We start from the raw sequence: 20,456 nt of genomic DNA, 5'->3' as shown, positions 1-20,456 counted from the left end.
GGGGGGCCCGGGGGGGGGGGGGGGACCCCCCCCCCGGGCGGGGGGGGGGGGGCCGCCCGCGGCCGCCGGCCGCGCGGGGGGCCCCCCCCCGCCCCCGCGCCTGCAGGCCCTCTTCGAGGGCCACCGGCTGACGCCGACCCAGCGCCGGATCGCCCACTGCATGGTCCGGGGCGCCGCCGACGTGCCGTTCCTGTCGAGCGTCGAGCTCGCGGAGCTGGCCGGGGTGAGCCAGCCCTCCGTGACGCGGTTCGCGGTCGCCCTGGGCTTCGACGGCTACCCGGCGCTGCGCCGTTACCTGCGCGAGGTGGCGCCGGCCGCCGAACCGGGCACCGGCCGCGGCGAGGGCTCGTACAACTCCTACCAGCAGGCCGTCCAGGCCGAGATCGAGAACCTGCGCCACCTGTCGGCCATGCTCGCCGACCCCGGGCCCGCGGAGGAGGCCGGCCGGGTGCTCGCCGCCTCCCGGCCGCTGCCCGTGCTGGGCCTGCGCGCCGCGTCGTCGCAGGCCCGCGGCTTCGCGTACTTCGCGGGCAAGGTGCACCCGGACGTACGCCTCCTCGACGAGGGCGGCAGCATGCTGGCCGACCGGATCGACTCCTGCGTCCGGGCCGGGGCCTCGGCGCTGCTGTGCTTCGCGCTGCCGCGGCACCCGAAGGAGGTCGTGGAGATCCTCCGGTACGCCCGCGACTCCGGGCTGACGGTGGTCACGGTCGCCGACTCCGCCTTCGCACCCGTCGCCCGCCACTCCGACCTGCTCATCCCGGCGCCCGTGGGCACGGGTCTGGCCTTCGACACGGCCTGCGCGCCGATGCTGCTGGGCCGCGTGCTGCTGGAGGCCATCGCGGACGCGCTGCCGGACGCGCAGGCACGGCTGGAGCAGTTCGACGCGAGCGCTGCGGCACGCGGCCTGTTCGTCGACTAGCCGGGGGCGCCACCCCGCCACCCCGCCGCCCGGGAGCTGGGCACGCACTACCGCCGGCCCTGTTCTGTCCGGCCAGGCCCGGTTCCGGTCGAAGGTTGATCGGATGTGGCTGGAAAGCGGCGCTTCGTGGGCGGATCGGGTGGTGCGGGGCCACCCGCCGTGACACTCTCCCGCGGTGAACCGTGATCAGATCTCCATGCTCGCCCACGCGGACCACCCGATCTCGGCCCCGGTCGGCGACGACGCGGTGCGCCGGCTCCTGGACCACGCCGTCGTCCGCGGCGACGAGCGCGTCCTCGACCTCGGCTGCGGGCGCGGCGAGTGGCTGCTGCGCGCGCTGGCCGCCCACCCGGGCCTGCGCGGCGAGGGCGTCGACCTCTCCGAGACCTCGCTCGCGCACGCCCGCGAGGCCGCCCGGGCGCGGGGCGTCGAGGACCGCCTCACCCTCCATCAGGAGGACGCGGGCGCGTTCACCTCCCCGCACCTCTTCGACGTCGTGTTCGTCGTCGCGGCCACGCACGCCTTCGGCGGCCTGTCCGCCGTCCTCGCCACCGCGCGCAAGCACCTGGCGCCCGGCGGCCGGGTCCTGCTCGGCGACGGCATCTGGGTCCACGAGCCCGATCCCGAGGCCGTCGAGATGCTGGGGGAGATGACCGACCTCGCGAGCACCGTGGACCTCGTGACGGCCGAGGGCTGGGTCCCGGTCCAGGGCCACGTCAGCAGCCGCGAGGAGCTCGACGCGTACGAGTGGGCCTGGACCGGTTCCCTGGCCTCCTGGGCGCTCGACCACCCGGACGACCCGGGCAGCGCCCAGGCGCTCGAAGCGGCCGCCACCCACCGCACGGAGTGGCTGCGCTCCTACCGCGACATCTGGGGCTTCGTCTGCATGGTGCTGCGCCCCACCGCCTCCTGAGGCCCGGCCGCCCCGTGACGGCTCACGCCCCGCGTCCCGGGGCCGCCGGCGGCAGGAACCGCTGGAACCAGGCCACGTCCCAGAACCGCCCGAACTTCCGCCCGACCTGCTCGTGGACGCCGACGGGACGGAAGCCGAACCGCTCGTGGAGCCGCCGGGACGCCTCGTTGGGGAGGGCGATCCCGGCGAGCGCCGCGTGGACGTCCTCGCCGTGCAGCACCTCGAAGAGCGAGGCGTACAGCAGGCTGCCCACCCCGCGCCCGACGTGTTCGGGGGCCAGGTAGACGCTGGTCTCGACGGAGGTCGCGTACGCCGGCTTCGGGCGGAACGCGCTGCTGGTCGCGTACCCGAGGAGCCGCCCGCGCCGCTCGGCCACGAGCAGCCGGTGCGGGCCGGAGGGCGGGTGGGCCAGCAGCCAGGGCCGGCGCTGCTCCACGGTGAGCGGCTCGACGTCGAAGGTGACGGGGGTCCCGACGACGTAGTGGTTGTAGATCCCGGTCAGTTCCTCGAGGTCGTCCTCGGTGCCCGGGCGGATCCGCACGTCCGGGCCCGTCCCGCTGCCGTTCGCCGTGGTGGTCATCCGCCCGACGGTAGGCGGCGCGTGTTTCGCACCCGTTTCGCGTCCGCTGTCCGCTGCCGGCCGTGCGTGGCGGCGCGGCTACAGGAGCGCGTCCGGGGCGTCGCCGCCCGCCTCCGCGACGATCGCGGCGAGGGGCTGGGCGGGCCGCACGGGCGTGAAGCGCACGGCGTCCCCGCCCGGGGCGACCGTGAAGCCGTACACCGCCGGGCGCGGGAGGCTGTTGTAGCCGTAGTGGGCGGTGAAGAAGTACGCCCCGGTGTCCGGCACCGCGAGCAGGTCGCCCGGGTGGAGGAGGGGCAGCGGACGGTCCTCGGCGAGCAGGTCGCCGGCGAAGCAGGCAGGTCCGGCGACGTCCTGGGCCACCCGCGGCCCGGTGCGGGGCGCGCCCTTGGCGTCGTAGGCGAGGACGCGCAGCGGCCAGGCGGCCGGGGCGTACACGGTGCGGGTGGCGAGCTGTACGCCCGCGTGGGTGACGGCGATCGATCGGCCGCCCGCGGACTTCGTGTACTCCACCCGGGTGAGCACCAGGCCGTGCTTGGCCAGCAGCGACCGGCCGAACTCGGTGACCAGCCCGTAGCGTCCGGCGAACAGTCCCGGCACGGCCCCGCGCAGGGCGCTGACGTACGCGGCGTACGTGGGGCCCGGCCCGTCCGAGGTGAAGTCGACGGGCAGTCCGCCGCCGATGTCGAGGGTGTCGACCTGGCGCCGTCCGACGGCCCCGTTGATCTCTTCGGCGAGCGCGTACGCCTCCCGGACGCCCTCGGTCATCAGGGCGAGCGGGAGGCCCTGGGAGCCCGAGTGGGTGTGCAGCCGGGTGAGCCAGGGGCGCTCGCGGTAGGCGCGTACGACCCACTCGCGCGCCCCCGGGTCGCGCAGCGCGACGCCGAACTTCGAGGTGGCGGTGGCCGTGGAGAGGGCGCCGATGGAGCCGGCGCCGATCTGCGGGTTGACCCGCAGGCCGAGGGGCGAGGCCGTGGGGCCGGCGGCGAGCAGGGCGTCGAGGCGGGCGAGTTCCTGGGGGTTGTCGGCGTTGACCGCGATCCCGAGGGCCAGGGCCTCGCGCAGCTCGGCGGGCGTCTTCGCGGGGGAGTCCAGCACGATCCGGTCGGTAGGGATCCCGGCGGCCCGGGCCAGGGCCAGCTCGCCGGGGCTGGCCACCTCGGCCCCGATGCCGGCCGCGGCCAGCAGGCGCAGGACCGGCACCAAGGGGCAGGCCTTCACGGCGAAGGCGTGCAGCACGGGCCCGCCGGCCGCGCCCGCCGGAACCCCGCCGTCCGCCGGGAGGGCCTCCTCGAACGCCGCCCGCAGCCCCGCCGCCGCGCCCCGGATCCCGGCCACATCCAGCAGGCACACCAGCGGCGGTCCGTCCCCGCCCCCGCCGCCCTCCCCGGTCCCGATCAGCCCCTGCGCCACGGCGGCACGTACGGCCAGGTCACGGCGTAGGACGGCGGCGGGAGGCGGCCCGGCGGCGGGGCCGCCGGGGCCCACGGGGCCGGCGGTCGCGGGGTCGTTCACGGGGTCGTTCGCGGGGTCTGTCCGGTCGGCGACGGCCATACGAGTCAGCCAATCATCCGCGCCTCGCCGCCGCAGCTGTTGACTGAATCTATTCAGCGAGACAGGATGTGAATGGATTGACCAACATCGGAGGAGGCACAGCCATGTCAGGACCCCGCCCCGTTCGCGCTGCACGCGGCACTGAGCTCAGCACCCTGGGATGGCAGCAGGAAGCCGCCCTCCGCATGCTCCAGAACAACCTCGACCCCGAGGTCGCCGAGCACCCCGACAAGCTCGTCGTCTACGGCGGCACCGGCAAGGCGGCCCGCGACTGGCGCTCCTTCGACGCCATGGTCCGCACCCTGCGCACCCTGAAGCAGGACGAGACCATGCTCGTCCAGTCGGGCCGCCCGGTCGGCGTCATGCAGACCCACGAGTGGGCCCCGCGCGTCCTGCTCGCCAACTCCAACCTGGTCGGCGACTGGGCCAACTGGGAGGAGTTCCGCCGTCTGGAGGCCCTCGGCCTGACCATGTACGGCCAGATGACCGCCGGCTCCTGGATCTACATCGGCACCCAGGGCATCCTCCAGGGCACGTACGAGACCTTCGCCGCCGTCGCCGCGAAGAAGTTCAACGGCACCCTGGCCGGCACCATCACCCTCACCGCCGGTCTCGGCGGCATGGGCGGCGCCCAGCCGCTGGCCGTCACCATGAACGACGGCGTCGCGATCTGCATCGACGTCGACCCGCGCGCCATCGAGCGCCGCATCGAGCACCGCTACCTGGACGTCAAGGCCGACAGCCTCGACCACGCGCTCCAGCTCGCCACCGAGGCCCGCGACCAGCGCAAGCCGCTGTCCATCGGCGTGCTCGGCAACGCGGCCGAGCTGGTCCCGCAGCTGCTGGCGATGGGCGCGCCCATCGACATCGTCACCGACCAGACCTCGGCCCACGACCCGCTGGCGTACCTGCCGGTCGGCGTCGCCTTCGAGGACATGGCCGACGCCGCCGCCAAGGACCCGGCCGGCTTCACCACCCGCGCCCGCGAGTCCATGGCCAAGCACGTCGAGGCCATGGTCGGCTTCATGGACGCCGGCGCCGAGGTCTTCGACTACGGCAACTCCATCCGCGGCGAGGCCCAGCTGGCCGGCTACGACCGCGCGTTCGCCTTCCCCGGCTTCGTCCCGGCCTACATCCGCCCGCTGTTCTGCGAGGGCAAGGGCCCGTTCCGCTGGGCCGCCCTGTCCGGCGAGGCCTCGGACATCGCCAAGACCGACAAGGCGATCCTGGAGCTCTTCCCGGAGAACGAGTCGCTGGCCCGCTGGATCAAGATGGCCGGCGAGCGCGTCCACTTCCAGGGCCTGCCCGCCCGCATCTGCTGGCTCGGCTACGGCGAGCGCGACAAGGCCGGCGAGCGCTTCAACGACATGGTCGCCTCCGGCGAGCTGGCCGCCCCGCTGGCCATCGGCCGCGACCACCTCGACTGCGGCTCCGTCGCCTCCCCGTACCGCGAGACCGAGGCCATGCTCGACGGCTCGGACGCCATCGCCGACTGGCCGCTGCTCAACGCCATGGTCAACGTCGCCTCCGGCGCGTCCTGGGTCTCCCTCCACCACGGCGGCGGCGTCGGCATGGGCCGCTCCATCCACGCCGGCCAGGTCACCGTCGCCGACGGCACCGCGCTCGCGGGCGAGAAGGTCCGCCGCGTCCTGACCAACGACCCGGGCATGGGCGTCATCCGCCACGTCGACGCCGGCTACGACATCGCCGACACGGTCGCCGACGAGCGCGGCGTCCGCATCCCCATGCGCGAGGGCGACTCCGAGTGACCTCGCACCCGACGACGGGCGCGGGCTCCTTCCACACCATGTGGAACGAGCTCGCGCCCATCGGCCGCAACGCCGACAGCGGCGGGTACCGCCGGTACGCCTGGACCGAGGCGGACCGGGACTGCCGCGCCTGGTTCCGCGCGGAGGCCGAGAAGCGCGGCCTCGCCTACGAGACCGACCGCAACGGCAACCAGTGGGCCTGGCTCGGCGACCCCGAGGCCGGCGACGCCGTCGTCACCGGCTCCCACCTCGACTCCGTCCCCGACGGCGGCGCCTTCGACGGCCCGCTCGGCGTGGTCTCCGCCTTCGCCGCCCTCGACGAACTCCGGGCCCGCGGCGCGTCGTTCGCCAAGCCCCTCGCGATCGGCAACTTCGGGGACGAGGAGGGCGCCCGCTTCGGCCTGGCCTGCGTCGGCTCCCGCCTCACCGCCGGACAGCTCACCCGCGAGAAGGCGTACGAGCTGCGCGACGCCGACGGCATCAGCCTCCCGCAGGCCATGGAGGCCGCCGGCTACGACCCCGAGACCATCGGGCCGGACCCCGAACGGCTCGCCCGCATCGGCGCGTTCGTCGAACTCCACGTCGAACAGGGCCGCGCCCTCGACCTCTCCGGCGACCGGGTCGGCCTGGCCTCCGCCATCTGGCCGCACGGGCGCTGGCGGTTCGACTTCCACGGCGAGGCCAACCACGCGGGCACCACCCGCCTGGTCGACCGCCGCGACCCGATGCTCACCTACGCCCAGACCGTCCTCGCCGCCCGCGAGGAGGCCCGGCTGGCCGGCGCCGTCGCCACCTTCGGCAAGATCGCGGTCGAGCCGAACGGCGTCAACGCCATCCCCTCCCTGGTCCGCGGCTGGCTCGACTCCCGCGCCGCCGACCAGGCCACCCTCGACACGGTCGTCACGGCCATCGAGAAGGCCGCGCAGGAGCGGGCGGAGCGGGACGGCATCGACCTGCGGATCGTGCGCGAGTCCTTCACCCCGGTCGTGGAGTTCGAGCACGCCCTGCGCGACGAACTGGCCCGCATCCTGGGCGCGTCGCAGGGCCGCGACGTCCCCGTCCTGGGCACGGGCGCGGGACACGACGCCGGAATCCTCTCCGGCTCGATCCCGACCGCGATGTTGTTCGTGCGCAACCCCACCGGCGTCTCCCACTCCCCGGCCGAGTTCGCGGCCGAGGACGACTGCGTCGCCGGCGTCCTCGCCCTCGCCGACGTACTGGAAGGTCTCGCGTGCCGCTGACCGCGCAGCAGAAGACGTACTGGCTGGAGCACGCCTGGCTCGACACCCACGTCGAGCCGGGCGTCGCCCTGGACGTTTCCGCGGACGGCCGGATCGCCGCCGTCCGCACCGGGGTCGACACCCCGCCGCCCGGCGCCGAGGTCCTGCGGGGACTCACCCTCCCGGGCCTGGCCAACGCCCACTCGCACGCCTTCCACCGCGCCCTGCGCGGCACCGTGCAGGTGGGCTCCGGCACGTTCTGGACCTGGCGCGAGGTCATGTACGGCGTCGCCCAGAACCTCACCCCCGACACGTACTTCGCCCTCGCCCGGGCCGTGTACGCCGAGATGGCCCTGGCCGGCATCACCTCGGTGGGCGAGTTCCACTACGTCCACCACGCCCCCGGCGGCGCCCGGTACGACGACCCCAACGCCATGGGCGAGGCCCTGATCGCGGCCGCCGCCGAGGCCGGCATCCGCATCACCCTCCTCGACACCGCCTACCTCTCCTCCGGCTTCGGCGAGGCCCCGAACACGCACCAGCTGCGCTTCTCCGACGGCACCGCCGACGCGTGGGCCGAGCGCGCCTCGGCCCTCAAGGAGCGCGGGCACGCCCGCATCGGCGCCGCGATCCACTCCGTCCGCGCCGTCCCCGCGGACCAGCTGGCGACGGTGGCCGGCTGGGCGGAGGCCCGGCGCGCCCCGCTGCACGTCCACCTCAGCGAGCAGACCGCCGAGAACGACGCCTGCCAGGCCGCCCACGGCGTCACCCCGACCCGGCTCCTCGCCGACCACGGCGTCCTCGGCCCGCGCACCACCGGCGTCCACAACACGCACCTCACCGACGCCGACGTCGCCCTGCTCGGCGGCACGACGACCGGCACCTGCATGTGCCCGACCACCGAGCGCGACCTGGCCGACGGCATCGGCCCCGCCGTCCGGCTCCAGCGGGCCGGCAGCCCGCTGTCCCTGGGCAGCGACAGCCACGCCGTCATCGACCTGCTGGAGGAGGCGCGCGCCATGGAGCTCAACGAGCGCCTGGCCTCGCGGACCCGGGGGCACTGGACCGCCGCCGCGCTGCTGCGCGCCGCCACCGCCGACGGGCACGCCGCCCTCGGCTGGACGGACGCCGGCACGCTGGAGGCCGGTGCGCTGGCCGACTTCACGACCGTCGCGCTGGACTCCGTACGCACCGCCGGCCCCGTGCCGCGCCTCGGCGCCGAGACCGCGGTCTTCGCCGCCACCGCGTCCGACGTCCGCCACACGGTGGTCGGCGGCCGCCACGTCGTCCGCGACGGCGCGCACACGCTGGTCGGCGACGTCGCCGCGGCCCTGGCCGACTCCATCGCCGCCGTCCGCGGCTGACGCCGAGCGCGCGCCCCGGGTGGGCACACCCGGGGCCACCGGCCCGCACCCTCCCCCTCGCCCAACGGAGAGCACTGTGACGACCACCGTCATCACCAACATCGGCAGCCTCGTCACCAACGACGAAACCCTCGGCGAGGGCCCCCTCGGCCTGATCGAGGACGCGGCCGTCGTCATCGAGGACGACGCCATCGCCTGGGTCGGCCCGGCGGCCAAGGCCCCGTCGGCGGACGGGGCCTTCAACGCCCAGGGCCGCGCCCTGATCCCGGGCTTCGTGGACTCCCACAGCCACCTCGTCTTCGCCGGCGACCGCACCCAGGAGTTCAACGCCCGCATGTCCGGCCGGAGCTACACGGCCGGCGGCATCCGCACCACCGTCGCCGCCACCCGCGCCGCCACCGACGCGGAGCTCGAAGCCAACCTCGTGCGCCATCTCCACGAGGCCCTCCGCCAGGGCACCACCACCTTCGAGACCAAGTCCGGCTACGGCCTCACCGTCGAGGACGAGGCCCGCGCCCTGCGCATCGCCGCCGCCCACACCGACGAGGTCACCTACCTCGGCGCCCACATCGTCTCGCCCGACTACGCCGACGACCCGGCCGCGTACGTCGAGCTCGTGACCGGCGAGATGCTCGAGGCCTGCGCCCCGTACGCCCGCTGGGTCGACGTCTTCTGCGAGAAGGGCGCCTTCGACGGCGACCAGGCCCGCGCGATCCTCACCGCCGGCAAGGCCAAGGGCCTGACCCCGCGCATCCACGCCAACCAGCTCAGCTTCGGCCCCGGCGTCCAGCTCGGCGTCGAGCTCGGCGCGGCCTCCGCCGACCACTGCACCCACCTCACGGACGCGGACGTCGACGCCCTCGCCAACTCCGAGACCGTCGCCACCCTGCTGCCCGGCGCCGAGTTCTCCACCCGCGCCCAGTGGCCCGACGCCCGCCGGCTGCTCGACGCGGGCGCGACCGTGGCGCTGTCCACCGACTGCAACCCCGGCTCGTCCTACACCAGCTCCATGCCGTTCTGCCTGGCCCTCGCGGTCCGGGACATGGGCATGACCCCGGACGAGGCCCTGTGGTCCGCCACCGCCGGCGGCGCCCGCGCCCTGCGCCGCACCGACATCGGCCGCGTCACCCCCGGCGCCCGCGCCGACCTCGCCCTCCTCGACGCGCCCAGCCACGTCCACCTCGCCTACCGCCCGGGCGTCCCGCTGGTAGCAGCGGTCTGGCAGCGCGGCGTGCGCGCCGTCTAGCGGCCGCCCCGGCGAGGCGCAAGGAGGGGAGACTCACGTCCTCCCGGCCGGATCCGCGAACGCGGCCAGTGCGCCGGGCTGCACCGCGCCGACCGCGGCCGAGCCGCGCAGCAGCCCGGCCAGGTCGCGGGCGTGCGCCCGCTCGGTGGTCGCGGCCGCCGCCGTGATGCGGTCCAGCCGGAAGCCCCGGCCGGCTCGCCGCGTGCGGCACCAGGCGACGAGGTACCACCGGCCGCCGGCGGTGAGGAGTCCGGCCGGCTCCACCGCGCGGACGCTCCCGTGCCCTGCCGCGTCGGTGTAGGACAGCCGGAGGACCGTGCCTGCGGTGAGTGCCCGTTCCACCGCGGTACGGACGCCGGGATCGAACGGCGGGGGCAGCGTGACGATCCGGGCGGCCAGTTCCCGTGCCGCGATCGAGGCGGGGCCGGTCATGGAGGCGGCGATCTTCTGGGCCGCCGTGCGGGCCGCGGCGGCGTACGGGGCGGCGGCGTCGGCCGAGGCGAGGGCGACGGCCAGCGCCGAGGCCTCCTCGGGGGTGAAGCGGATCGGCGGGAGGGTCATGTCCGGATCGATCGACCAGCCCCCGCGCCGCCCGGGAGCGGATCGCACCGGGACGCCGGTCTCCATCAGCACCTGGAGGTCGCGCTGCACCGTGCGCGTGCTCACCTCGAAGCGCGCGGCGAGCGCCGCGACCGTACGCGGTCGTGGCGCCGCCGCACGCAGCTCCTCCACCAGTGCGTACAGCCGGGCGGTGCGGTTCATGCCGGCGACGCTACCGTCCCGCGGCGGACAGGAAGTCCCCCTGGCGCCGCTCCTCGCGTGCGGTGACGGTCAGCGGGAACAGGGTGAAGCCGTGCATGGCGCCGGCGACGACGTCGAGGCGCACGGGCGCGCCTGCCGCACGCCACCGTGCGGCCAGGAACAGCGAGTCGTCCCGTAGCGGGTCCTCGGTACCGACGACCATCCGGGCGGGTGGCAGACCGGTCAGGTCGGCGAACAGCGGTGACACGTCGGGATCCCGGCGCCGCTCCGCCCCCATGCCCGGTGTGAACAGCTCGTAGGTCTGCCGCAGCGTGTCGGTGTTGCTCAGCAGCCGTCGGGAGCCGAACGACCGTTGGCTCGGCGTCATCGAGAGGTCGTAGGGGCCGAAGAGCAGGTGGGCCGCCCGGAACGCGCCGGTGATGCCGTGCCGGTCGCGCAGGCGCAGCAGCGTCACCACGGTCAGGTGCGCACCGGCCGACTCGCCCCCGATGAGCAGTCGTTCGGTGCCGAACTCGGTCGCGGCGTGCTCCACCAGCCACTGCGCGGCCGCCTCGCAGTCGTCGGGCCCGGCGGGGTAGGGATGCTCCGGAGCGAGGCGGTAGTCCACGCTGACCACGGCCAGCCGCGCCTGCTCGGCGAGTCGCCACAGCCTCTCGTCCTGGCCGTCCGCGGAGCCGAACGCCCAGCCGCCCCCGTGGACGTGCAGGTAGACGCCGTCGACGCGGTCGGGCACGAACGTCCTCACCCGCACCCCGGCGGCAGTGACGCGGTTCCGAGCCCACGGCAGTCGGACGGGAGGCGCGTCCCCGCCGAGTCGGTTGCGTCGCAGGGCCGCCAGCACAGCGGCGTCCGGTGTCCGGTCGCGCGCCGGGCGGTCCGCGGCACGGGCCTCGAACTCCTCGTTGAACGCCAGGGTTTCGGCGCGGCAGTCCTCATCGGTGATCGTCATGCCCCCGACGCTCGCAGCCGTCCGCGACAACTCCGTGTCACCGTTTCCCGGTGAGGTGCGACACGTTCGGGTGTGCGACGGCGGGCCCGATCCGGCCCGTCCTTTGTCTTCCCTCTCCAAGGTCCCGGGCGTACCTTGACGGCTCAATCTGATGTGTCGTCAGTAACTCCGGTCCGAGGGGGATCCACAGGTGTCCACGCACAAACCCCGCCCGGCCGCGCTCGCGCTGGCCGCGGCCCTGGCCGGCTCGGTGGTCCTGACGACCGCCCCCGCAGCCCACGCCCAGGTCGTCGACGTGACGTACGACTGCCAGACCCCGATCGGCCCGAAGTCGGCGGTCTCCCCGATCGACATCACCGCCGTCAAGACCGGATCCGGCAACTCCTACACGGTCACCATGACGTTCCAGAAGGGCGTCTCCTCCAGCCCCATCGAGCTCGGCAAGGGCGCGATGCGCCCCCGCGCGGTCATCAGGCTCGGCGGTGCCGACTCCGGCACCCTCGCCGTGTCCGGGCCGCCCAACGCCGTCGCCGCCCCCGCCAACACCCCCATCAAGATCAGCGACCTGTCGGGCACCTACACGCCCAAGCACAGCGGCAAGGTCACCTTCACCGCCGGGGTCCTCACCATCGAGGCAATGATGACGACCACCACCTGCACGCCGGGCAACGGCCCGGGGCCCTCCCTCTCCCTCGACGTCACCGCAGCCGGCGGCGGCACGGCCCCGCAGACCACGACGCCCGGCGCCGACTCCGGAACCCTCCCGCAGACCGGCCCCGCCGACTCGGCCCTCGCCCTCGGCACCCTCGGCGGCACCGTGCTGCTCACCGGGGCGGCCGGGGTCCTGTGGCTGACCCGGCGCGGGCAGCGCTCCGGAGCCTGACCGGGACCGCCGCCCATGCCGACGCGCCCCCACCGCCGCCCCCGCGCCCGGGCCGCCGTGCTCGCCCCGCTCGCCGCGGTGGGCGCGACCGTGGCCCTCCTCGGCCCGTCCGCCCCCGCTGCCGCCGCCCCGCCCGCCGCGGTACGGGCCCCCGCCGTGCCCGCCCGGACGGCCGAACCCGGCGCACCGGCCGAACCCGGCGCACCGGCCGGGCCCGCCGCGCCCGCCTGGACCGCCGGCCCCGCCGCCGGCCCTGCCACACCACCCGGCAGCCCGGACGGACGCCCGTACTTCTACTTCGAAGGCGTGGCCGGCACCGTCCTGCAGGACCGGCTCGCCCTGACCAACCCCTCCGACCGGGCGGTCACGCTCACCCTGCGCGGGGCCGACGCCCACAACGCCCCCGGCGCCTGGATCGCCTTCGGCGCCTCCGGCGGCCCCGGCCGGGGCGGCGGTGAGACCACCCTCCGCGTCCCGCCCCGCACCCGCGCCCTGGTGCCCTTCACCGTCACCGTGCCGGCCGGCGCCGTACCCGGCGAGCATCCGACCGCCGTGGTGGCCGCCGATGGCACCCGAGAGGCGGCCGTCCGCGTCCAGCTCCGGGTCAGCGGCCCCACCCTGGCCGCACTCACCGTGGAGGACGTCGCCGTCACCGGCCGGGGCGCGGCCACCCGCATCCGGTACGCCCTGGTCAACCGCGGCAACACCGCGCTGACTCCCGAGCTGGCGGTCGGCGCCGACGGCCTCCTCGGGAACGTGGCGGGCCCGCCGGCCCACCCGTTGGCGGTCGAGTTGCTGCCGGGCCGGCGCGTCGAACTGACCGAACCCTGGCCCGACGCCCCGGCATTCGACTCGGTCGACCTGCGCCTGACCGTCACCGCCGCCGGGGGTGCTCGCGCCGAGGCCACCGCCTCGGCCCGGTTCGTGCCCGGCGGTGCCCTCGGCCGGACCGGACTCGCCGCGCTCGGCGTGGCGGGCGTCGCCGCGGTCGTCGGGCTGCTCGTACGCACCGACAACCGGTCCCGGCCCGCGCCGGAGCCTCCGGAGTCGGCCGAATCGGTCCTCCCCGTACCCGAGTTGACAGGAGCGCCCAGGTGAACAGCGGCACGGCCGGGCACCGGAACCCGAACCGGCACCCGCACCGGCACCGGAACCGGCCCCCGCACCGGGACCGGTCCGGTGGACGCGCGGCCCGCACCCGCAGAGCGGCGGCGCCGCCCGCGGTACGGGCCGTCGTGGCCATCGCGGCCGCGGTCACGGCCGTACTGGCCCTCGTGGCGGCACCGCCCGCCACCGCCGCGCCGACGGAGGGCGGGCCGACCGTCGAACTCTCCCTCCAGGACGTGGCCAAGGGCACCGAAGTCACCGTCGCGGGCACCGGCTGGCGCCCCCGCACCCTCCTGATGCTGCTGGTCTGCGGGCAGAACATGATCGGTGGCACCAACACCTGCGCGAACGCCGACGGCCGCGCCGTCACCACCGACGCGGCCGGCCGCTTCGGCAAGCAACTGCCGATCGTGGCGCCGCCCAAGCCCTGCCCCTGCGTGGTGCACGTGGCCACCGTCACCGGTGGCACGGAGTCGGCCGACGCGCCCGTAAAGATCACCGACCATCCGGTGGCCGCGCTGCCGTCCGCCACCGGCAGTCCCCGGCTGGCGGTGCTCGCGGCAGCCCGGTTGGAGGGCGACGACGGGATCCTGACGTGGTTCGGCGCCCCGCCGGAGCGGGAGTTGGTCGTCACGGTCGGCAATCTGGGCGCGGCCCCGGTCACGGACCCGGTGTTCCAGGTCGGCACCGCGCACGGGGTGTTCGCGCCGCTGTACGAGGAACGGCGCTGGAAGGGCACCATCAAGCCGGGCGGGAAGGCCCGGGTGGCCCTGCACGTGGCGCTGGACGCGGGCGCGTCCGGGGACTACACCGTCTTCCTCAAGTACGGGGAGAAAACGCTGGTCACGCAGCCCTGGGGGGTGGACCGCCCGTACGGCGTGACGCTCTTCTGGATCCTGCTCTGCGTGGTCGTCCCGGCCGGGCTCTTCCGCATCGGCATGGCGGTGGTGGACCGGGTCCGCCCGCGCGGCGGCGGTACGTACGCCGCCCCGGCCCCGTACGCCGACGGGCCCGCCGCGACCGGGCCGGCCGGTCGCCGTCGGGCGCCCGCCGACGACGGCGCGGCCGCCGTCACGGCGAAGCTCCCGCGCGTCCCGGGCCCGCCGGCGCGGCGCGCGGCCCGGGACACCAGGACCACCACGGCGGTCCTGCCGTGGTTCACCCCGGACACCGCACCGGGCGCACGACCCGCACCATCCGCACCATCCGCACCATCCGCACCGACGGAACCAGAACGATCCGCACCGCCTGCACCACCCGCACCACCCAAACCATCTGCATCACCCGCACAAAGCGCACCACCTGCACCAGCACAGACGTCCGCACCGTCTGAGAACCGTTCGACAACGAAGGGACAGTCGTGAGGACCCAACGGAGGGTGTGCGCGGCAGCAGCCGCGCTGCTGCTCGGCGGCGCGGGCATCGTGATGGTGGCCTCGCCCGCCCAGGCCGCAGAGGTCACGTTCAAGGTCAAGTGCGTCCCGCCCGCGGGCGGCGGCGATCCGGTGGAGGGCGAGACCACCGCGCGGATCACGGCCCCGGCCTCGGCCAAGGTCGGTGACGAGGCGGACGTGTCGTGGGAGACCGTGAAGCCGGCCTCGAACAACACCGACCTGATGGACATCCCGGAGAACTCCGTCCAGCCCACCGGCTGGATCACCCTGGGCGGCGGGCTGGGCGAGGCCAAGCTCGTCGGCGAGAAGAAGAACCCGAAGATCCCCAAGCGCGCCCCGATGGTCATGTCGACCATGAAGGGCAAGGTCAAGCTCACGAAGGCCGGCAAGATCACGCTCACCCCGGGCAAGTACGACGTGGCCGTCACGTTCTCGTTCGGCACCTTCGTCACCCACTGCAGCCCGATCGGTACGGTGGGCCCGGGCGCCACGATCGACGTCTCCGCCGGCTCCTCGGGCGGCACGACCTCGGGTACGACGTCGGGGACCACCTCCGGCACGACGTCGGGGACCACCTCCGGCACGACGTCCGGTACGACCTCGGGCACGACGTCCGGTACGACGTCCGGTACGACCTCCGGAACGACGTCGGGCACGACCAGCGGCACCACGTCCGGCACGACCTCCGGCACCACCGCGGGGAACACCACCGGCAGCACCACGGCCGGCAGCACCACCGGCGGCGGAAACGGCGGGACCGACTTCCCCGGCAAGCCCGTCCAGGTGTCGTTCGACTGCGGCGCGGTCGTCCCGGGCGGCATCAAGACCCCGGTCACGATCAACGCCAAGAAGAACGGCGGCAGCTACGACCTCACGGTCAAGACCGCCAAGGGCGCCATGGCCAGCCCGATGGACCTGCCCCCGGGTGCCCTCAAGCCCTTGATGGACGTCAGGCTCGGTGGCGCCGACAGCGGCGCGGTCAAGGTCTCCGGACCGGCGAACACCGCCGCGATCCCCAAGGGCAGCCCGGTCTCGCTCTCCGACATGACCGGCACCTACAAGCCCGGGAAGACCGGCAAGGCGACGCTCAGCCCGGACCAGCTGACCATCGAGGTCCGCATGGCTGCGGGCGCGACGCCCATCACCGTGCCGTGCAAGGCGACGAACTCCGGCGTCTCCCTGGAGCTCGACACGGCCGCGCAGCCGGGCGGAACCACCGGCAGCACCACCACCGGCAGCACCAACGGCACCGCCGCGGGCAGCACGACGAGCTCCGGCTCCAACGGCGGCCTCGCCCACACCGGCGGCGGCGCCGAGGCCGGCGTCAAGGCCCTCGGCCTGGTCGCGGGCACCGTGCTCCTGCTGGGCGCGGCGGTCTTCACCTTCACCCCCTGGCGCCGCCTGCGCCGCGAGCGCTGACCGGCGGCGGAAGGACGGCGGTCCCACGGCGCACGGCGAGGGACCGGCGGTCCCACGGCGCACGGCGACGGAGGACGGAAAAAGGGGCAGGGCCCCGGTTCACGCGCAGTGCGTGAACCGGGGCCCTGCCCTCGGTGCGGGGTGCGACCGTCAGGTCAGTGCACGTCGCCCATCAGGGCCTGCACCTTCTTGCGGTACATGAACACCGCCAGACCCGCGACCGCGGCGAGCGCGGCCTGGAGGCCGATGATGCCGATGCCGTTCAGGTCCACGCCGGCCGTCGAGAGGAGGCCGGTGGTGCAGTCACCGGCGGTGACGGCGAGGAACCAGACGCCCATCATCTGGGAGGCGTACTTCCGCGGGGCCATCTTCGTGGTGACGGAGAGGCCGACCGGGGAGAGGCACAGCTCACCGATGGTCTGGATCATGTAGATGGAGACCAGCCACATGGGGGAGACCATGGTGTGGCCGTCGCCCGCCATGTTCATCGGGACGATGAAGACGAAGAACGAGGCGCCGATCAGGACCAGGCCCATCGCGAACTTCACGATGGTGTTGGGCTCCTTGTTGCGGCGGGAGAGCCACAGCCACAGCCAGGCGAAGACCGGGGCCAGCGCCATCACGAACAGCGGGTTCAGCGACTGGTACCAGGTGGCGGAGAAGCCGAAGCCGAACATCGTGCCGGCGGTCTTGTCGTCCGCGAACAGGGACAGCGTCGAGCCACCCTGGTCGTAGATCATCCAGAAGACGGCCGCGGCGACGAAGAACCAGATGTAGCCGGTCATCTTCGACTGCTCGGCGTTGCTCAGGTCCTTGTCGCGCTTGATCTTCGTCAGCACGGCGATCGGGATGAGCAGACCGGCGATCATCAGCGGGACCATCGCCCAGTTCAGGGTGAAGATGCCGGTGAAACCGATGATCGCGTAGAAGATGGCGGCGACGCCGAAGACGCCGGCGACCTTCACGATGACCGCGTTGCGCTCCTCGCGGGTCAGCGGGTTCGGGACCACGCTGCTCTTCGCGCTCAGGTGGCGGGTGCCGAACAGGAACTGGGCCAGACCCAGCGCCATGCCGACCGCGGCGAGGGCGAAGCCGAGGTGCCAGTTGTACTCCTTGCCGACCGTTCCGATGACGAACGGAGCGACGAAGGCGCCCAGGTTGATGCCGATGTAGAAGAGGGTGAAGCCACCGTCACGGCGCGGGTCCTCGGGACCGTCGTACAGGTGGCCGACCATCGTGGAGATGTTGGCCTTCAGCAGACCCGAGCCGAGTGCGACCAGGATCAGACCGACGAAGAACATCGCCTGGCCGGGGATGGCCAGCGAGACGTGACCAGCCATGATCACGAAGCCGGCGACGGTGACGGTCTTGCGGGCGCCCCAGACGCGGTCGCCGAACCATCCGCCCGGCAGGGCCATGAGGTAGACCATCGACACGTACACGGAGTAGATCGCCGTGGCCGTGGCCGCGGTCATCGCCAGGCCGCCGCCCTGGCTGCCCTTCGCCATGTCCGCACCGCCGGAGACGATGTAGTACACGAGGAGGGCGCGCATGCCGTAGTAGGAGAAGCGCTCCCACATCTCGGTCATGAAGAGAGTGGCCAGGCCGCGGGGGTGGCCGAAGAAGGTCTTCTCGCCGGTGGTACCGGCAGGGGCCTTCGTCAGGCTTGACGCCATGGTCGTTCCTTGCTTGCTCGGGACGGCCGCCTTGTGAGCGGTGTCGTTGCCCGTGGAGGCGGAGGAGGTCCTTGGCAGCGTTCTCGCTGTGCGGGGACCCGCTCCGCATCGTTCGATGAAATGCACGGATAAAGACCGTTTTGGCGCTTATTTGCGCAGAACTGTCCATCAGTAGTGCATCAAAACTTCAGCCACCATACGACACGACACTGCGGCATATGGAAGGACTTGAGAGATGGATCACAGGTTACTGGCGGAACCGAAATCGCATTTCGAAGGAGATCATGTTCGCAAACTCATGATCCGCAGGCCTGTGCGATCGCAGCCCGGGCCGCACCCGCCGCGGACTACCATCACCCACATGACGCGTGTACTGCTCGCCGAGGACGACGCATCCATCTCGGAGCCCCTGGCCCGCGCCCTGCGCCGGGAGGGGTACGAGGTAGAGGTGCGCGAGGACGGACCCACCGCGCTCGACGCCGGCCTGCAGGGCGCCGTCGACCTGGTCGTGCTCGACCTCGGCCTGCCGGGGATGGACGGTCTCGAGGTGGCCCGCCGGCTGCGTGCCGAAGGTCACGGATTCCCGATCCTGGTCCTCACCGCCCGTGCCGACGAGGTCGACACGGTCGTGGGCCTGGACGCCGGCGCCGACGACTACGTCACCAAGCCGTTCCGCCTCGCCGAGCTGCTGGCCCGCGTCCGGGCCCTGCTCCGGCGCGGCGCCACCGAGCCCGCGCAGCCGCCGGCCACCCACGGCGTGCGGATCGACGTCGAGTCCCACCGCGCCTGGATGGGCGACGAGGAGCTCCAGCTCACCGCCAAGGAGTTCGACCTCCTGCGCGTCCTGGTCCGCGACGCCGGCCGGGTGGTCACCCGCGACCAGCTCATGCGCGAGGTCTGGGACACCACCTGGTGGTCCTCCACCAAGACGCTCGACATGCACATCTCGTGGCTGCGGAAGAAGCTCGGCGACGACGCCGCCAATCCGCGCTACATCGCCACCGTCCGCGGCGTCGGCTTCCGCTTCGAGAAGAGTTAGCGCGAGCCGATGAGCCGGCGCGGGCCGATGAGCTGCGCGAGCCGAATCGATAGTGCGAGCCGCACGCGGACCAGCACGCGGACCCGCCGCACCACCGTGAGAGCCGGGAGCACCACCAGCCCATGCGCCGTCGACTGATCAACTCCACCCTGGCCGTGGTGCTCGTCGTGATCGCCGTGTTCGGCGTCTCGCTCGTGATCGTCGAGACCCGGACGATCACGAACAGTGCCCAGGACAGCGTCGAGTACGAGGCGCAGCAGCTCGCCGGCATCGTCGAGTCGAAGGTGCTGGAGAAGGAGCGGCTCGACCCGGCGGCCCTGTCCGACCGGGTGGCCCCCGACCGGTTCGTCCGGATCACCGCCCCCGGCCAGCCGGAGCTGGCCCTCGGCACGCGGCCCGAGGGCAGCGTGATCCGCGGCCGCGGCACCGGTGAGCAGGGCGTGGTGGTCACGGTCGAGGAGCCCCGCTCCGTCGTCACCAAGGAGGTCGGTCGCACCCTGGTCGTGGTCGCGGCGGTGGCCCTGCTCGCCGTCGTGGCGGCCGTCCTGCTCGCCGTACGCCAGGCCAACCGGCTCACCTCGCCGCTGACCGACCTCGCCGAGACCGCCGAGCGGCTCGGCTCCGGCGACCCGCGCCCCCGCCACAAGCGGTACGGGGTGCCGGAGCTGGACCGGGTCGCGGACGTGCTCGACTCCAGCGCCGAGCGGATCGGGCGGATGCTCACCGCCGAGCGCCGGCTGGCCGCCGACGCCTCCCACCAGCTGCGCACCCCGCTGACCGCCCTGTCGATGCGGTTGGAGGAGATCACCGTCACGGACGACCTGGAGACGGTCCGCGAGGAGGCGTCCATCGCGCTCAACCAGGTCGAGCGGCTCACGGACGTCGTCCAGCGGCTGCTGACGAACTCGCGCGACCCACGGACCGGCTCCGCCGTCCCGTTCGACCTCGACGAGGTCGTCAAGCAGCAGGTGGAGGAGTGGCGGCCGGCCTACCGCAGTGCGGGCCGCGCCATCGTCCGCTCCGGCAAGCAGGGCATGCGCGCGGTGGGCACCCCGGGCGCCGTGGCCCAGGTCCTGGCCGCGCTGATCGAGAACTCCCTCATGCACGGCGGCGGAACCGTGGCCCTGCGCACCCGCGTCACTGGCAACCAGGCGGTCATCGAGGTCACGGACGAGGGCCCGGGCGTCCCCGCCGACCTCGGCAACCGGATCTTCGAGCGGGCCATCAGCGGCCGCAACTCCACTGGCATCGGCCTCGCCGTGGCCCGCGACCTCGCGGAGGCGGACGGCGGGCGGCTGGAACTGCTCCAGACGCAGCCGCCGGTCTTCGCCATCTTCCTGAGCACCACGCACGCCGAGCGACCGGAGCCGGAGCGGCCGGTGCGGTGAGGGGAGCGGGCTTGCCGGGGCCGGAACAGCGGGGGTTCCGTGGTGTGTGGGTGGCCGTGGCTTGCGGGTGCCCTCGGCGTCGCACAGCTGGGTCCCGTGCTGTGCGGGTGGGCTCGGTGTCCGGCATGGCGGGGGTCCCGTGGTGTGTGGGTCCCCTCGGCGCTTGACGGGGGCGGGCTGCAGGCCCTGCGGCAGGCCCACCCCGGAGGCTTCGGGGCTTCGCCCTGGCCTTCGGCCACCTCCGGCCCGGGCCTGCCTCCGGTCCAGCCTGC

The 20,456-nt window shown here is 74.0% G+C and carries 17 protein-coding genes; 12 read left to right on the top strand and 5 right to left on the bottom strand.

Going from position 1 to position 20,456, the window contains the following annotated elements:
- The first annotated feature begins 100 nt into the window (after nucleotides 1-100).
- Nucleotides 101-922 carry a MurR/RpiR family transcriptional regulator gene (locus tag ACIQCH_RS08145; RefSeq protein WP_402579512.1) on the top strand — a complete coding sequence of 274 codons (822 nt, stop codon included), beginning with the start codon at nucleotides 101-103 and terminating at the stop codon, nucleotides 920-922.
- 175 nt (nucleotides 923-1,097) lie between these two features.
- On the top strand, nucleotides 1,098-1,835 hold the full coding sequence (locus ACIQCH_RS08140; RefSeq protein ID WP_402579198.1) for an SAM-dependent methyltransferase: 738 nt from the start codon (nucleotides 1,098-1,100) through the stop codon (nucleotides 1,833-1,835).
- A 22-nt stretch (nucleotides 1,836-1,857) separates the two neighbouring features.
- Here the strand turns inward: ACIQCH_RS08140 and ACIQCH_RS08135 are convergent, their stop codons facing one another.
- Together ACIQCH_RS08135 and ACIQCH_RS08130 are read right to left on the bottom strand one after the other, a co-directional pair.
- Entirely contained in the window at nucleotides 1,858-2,415 is a 558-nt protein-coding gene (locus ACIQCH_RS08135) for a GNAT family N-acetyltransferase (protein ID WP_402579196.1), read from the bottom strand.
- A 78-nt stretch (nucleotides 2,416-2,493) separates the two neighbouring features.
- Nucleotides 2,494-3,969 (bottom strand): diaminopimelate decarboxylase, encoded by a 1,476-nt coding sequence (locus ACIQCH_RS08130; RefSeq protein WP_402579194.1) that lies wholly within the window; start codon nucleotides 3,967-3,969, stop codon nucleotides 2,494-2,496.
- A 104-nt stretch (nucleotides 3,970-4,073) separates the two neighbouring features.
- On the opposite strand from ACIQCH_RS08130, the gene hutU reads away from it, so the two are divergent.
- The 4 genes from hutU to hutI all read left to right on the top strand — a co-directional run bounded on the left by hutU (nucleotide 4,074) and on the right by hutI (nucleotide 9,568).
- Nucleotides 4,074-5,738, top strand: coding sequence for a urocanate hydratase (gene hutU / locus ACIQCH_RS08125; protein ID WP_402579192.1), 1,665 nt, complete (start codon nucleotides 4,074-4,076; stop codon nucleotides 5,736-5,738).
- 38 nt (nucleotides 5,739-5,776) lie between these two features.
- The gene (locus tag ACIQCH_RS08120; RefSeq protein ID WP_402579510.1) at nucleotides 5,777-6,979 is read left to right on the top strand and encodes an allantoate amidohydrolase; all 1,203 of its coding nucleotides are present in this window, start codon (nucleotides 5,777-5,779) and stop codon (nucleotides 6,977-6,979) included.
- Nucleotides 6,970-8,322 (top strand): formimidoylglutamate deiminase, encoded by a 1,353-nt coding sequence (locus ACIQCH_RS08115; protein ID WP_402579190.1) that lies wholly within the window; start codon nucleotides 6,970-6,972, stop codon nucleotides 8,320-8,322. The genes ACIQCH_RS08120 and ACIQCH_RS08115 overlap by 10 nt, the downstream gene beginning before the upstream one ends.
- 76 nt (nucleotides 8,323-8,398) lie before the next feature.
- On the top strand, nucleotides 8,399-9,568 hold the full coding sequence (gene hutI / locus ACIQCH_RS08110; RefSeq protein WP_402579188.1) for an imidazolonepropionase: 1,170 nt from the start codon (nucleotides 8,399-8,401) through the stop codon (nucleotides 9,566-9,568).
- Between the two features lie 33 nt (nucleotides 9,569-9,601).
- On the opposite strand, the gene ACIQCH_RS08105 is transcribed toward hutI, so the two are convergent.
- The gene (locus ACIQCH_RS08105; protein WP_402579186.1) at nucleotides 9,602-10,330 is read right to left on the bottom strand and encodes a helix-turn-helix transcriptional regulator; all 729 of its coding nucleotides are present in this window, start codon (nucleotides 10,328-10,330) and stop codon (nucleotides 9,602-9,604) included.
- A gap of 10 nt (nucleotides 10,331-10,340) precedes the next feature.
- A complete protein-coding gene (locus tag ACIQCH_RS08100) occupies nucleotides 10,341-11,279 on the bottom strand; it encodes an alpha/beta hydrolase (protein WP_402579184.1) in 939 nt (312 codons plus the stop codon).
- Between the two features lie 190 nt (nucleotides 11,280-11,469).
- On the opposite strand from ACIQCH_RS08100, the gene ACIQCH_RS08095 reads away from it, so the two are divergent.
- The 4 genes from ACIQCH_RS08095 (at nucleotide 11,470) to ACIQCH_RS08080 (ending at nucleotide 16,081) form a co-directional block, all read left to right on the top strand.
- Complete coding sequence (locus ACIQCH_RS08095) at nucleotides 11,470-12,162, top strand: LPXTG cell wall anchor domain-containing protein (protein WP_402579182.1); 693 nt, start codon at nucleotides 11,470-11,472, stop codon at nucleotides 12,160-12,162.
- Nucleotides 12,163-12,177: 15 nt separating this feature from the next.
- A complete protein-coding gene (locus tag ACIQCH_RS08090) occupies nucleotides 12,178-13,260 on the top strand; it encodes a hypothetical protein (protein WP_402579180.1) in 1,083 nt (360 codons plus the stop codon).
- A 137-nt stretch (nucleotides 13,261-13,397) separates the two neighbouring features.
- A complete protein-coding gene (locus ACIQCH_RS08085; protein ID WP_402579508.1) occupies nucleotides 13,398-14,633 on the top strand; it encodes a neocarzinostatin apoprotein domain-containing protein in 1,236 nt (411 codons plus the stop codon).
- Nucleotides 14,630-16,081 carry a hypothetical protein gene (locus tag ACIQCH_RS08080; protein WP_402579178.1) on the top strand — a complete coding sequence of 484 codons (1,452 nt, stop codon included), beginning with the start codon at nucleotides 14,630-14,632 and terminating at the stop codon, nucleotides 16,079-16,081. The genes ACIQCH_RS08085 and ACIQCH_RS08080 overlap by 4 nt, the downstream gene beginning before the upstream one ends.
- Before the next feature lie 155 nt (nucleotides 16,082-16,236).
- Here the strand turns inward: ACIQCH_RS08080 and ACIQCH_RS08075 are convergent, their stop codons facing one another.
- Nucleotides 16,237-17,757 carry a peptide MFS transporter gene (locus ACIQCH_RS08075; protein WP_402579176.1) on the bottom strand — a complete coding sequence of 507 codons (1,521 nt, stop codon included), beginning with the start codon at nucleotides 17,755-17,757 and terminating at the stop codon, nucleotides 16,237-16,239.
- Between the two features lie 361 nt (nucleotides 17,758-18,118).
- Between ACIQCH_RS08075 and ACIQCH_RS08070 the strand changes: the two genes are divergently transcribed.
- Both ACIQCH_RS08070 and ACIQCH_RS08065 read left to right on the top strand, forming a co-directional pair.
- Nucleotides 18,119-18,796: a response regulator transcription factor gene (locus ACIQCH_RS08070; protein ID WP_030194018.1), complete on the top strand. Its 678-nt coding sequence runs from the start codon at nucleotides 18,119-18,121 to the stop codon at nucleotides 18,794-18,796.
- A gap of 122 nt (nucleotides 18,797-18,918) precedes the next feature.
- Nucleotides 18,919-20,184: an ATP-binding protein gene (locus ACIQCH_RS08065; RefSeq protein ID WP_402579174.1), complete on the top strand. Its 1,266-nt coding sequence runs from the start codon at nucleotides 18,919-18,921 to the stop codon at nucleotides 20,182-20,184.
- Nucleotides 20,185-20,456 lie beyond the last annotated feature (272 nt).

Origin of the sequence: Streptomyces sp. NPDC093225, from assembly GCF_044753805.1 — a bacterium.
Taxonomy (GTDB): Bacteria; Actinomycetota; Actinomycetes; order Streptomycetales; family Streptomycetaceae; genus Streptomyces.
This window is presented reverse-complemented; position numbering and strand designations above follow the sequence as displayed.

Excerpts from the sequence above, each read along its gene's own strand:
- ACIQCH_RS08120 (WP_402579510.1), top strand. The coding sequence starts at position 5,777 with ATGTGGAACGAGCTCGCGCCCATCGGCCGCAACGCCGACAGCGGCGGG.
- ACIQCH_RS08090 (WP_402579180.1), top strand. The coding sequence starts at position 12,178 with ATGCCGACGCGCCCCCACCGCCGCCCCCGCGCCCGGGCCGCCGTGCTC.
- ACIQCH_RS08065 (WP_402579174.1), top strand. The coding sequence starts at position 18,919 with ATGCGCCGTCGACTGATCAACTCCACCCTGGCCGTGGTGCTCGTCGTG.
- ACIQCH_RS08130 (WP_402579194.1), bottom strand. The coding sequence starts at position 3,969 with ATGGCCGTCGCCGACCGGACAGACCCCGCGAACGACCCCGTGAACGAC.
- ACIQCH_RS08100 (WP_402579184.1), bottom strand. The coding sequence starts at position 11,279 with ATGACGATCACCGATGAGGACTGCCGCGCCGAAACCCTGGCGTTCAAC.
- ACIQCH_RS08070 (WP_030194018.1), top strand. The coding sequence starts at position 18,119 with ATGACGCGTGTACTGCTCGCCGAGGACGACGCATCCATCTCGGAGCCC.
- hutU (WP_402579192.1), top strand. The coding sequence starts at position 4,074 with ATGTCAGGACCCCGCCCCGTTCGCGCTGCACGCGGCACTGAGCTCAGC.
- ACIQCH_RS08135 (WP_402579196.1), bottom strand. The coding sequence starts at position 2,415 with ATGACCACCACGGCGAACGGCAGCGGGACGGGCCCGGACGTGCGGATC.
- ACIQCH_RS08075 (WP_402579176.1), bottom strand. The coding sequence starts at position 17,757 with ATGGCGTCAAGCCTGACGAAGGCCCCTGCCGGTACCACCGGCGAGAAG.
- ACIQCH_RS08105 (WP_402579186.1), bottom strand. The coding sequence starts at position 10,330 with ATGAACCGCACCGCCCGGCTGTACGCACTGGTGGAGGAGCTGCGTGCG.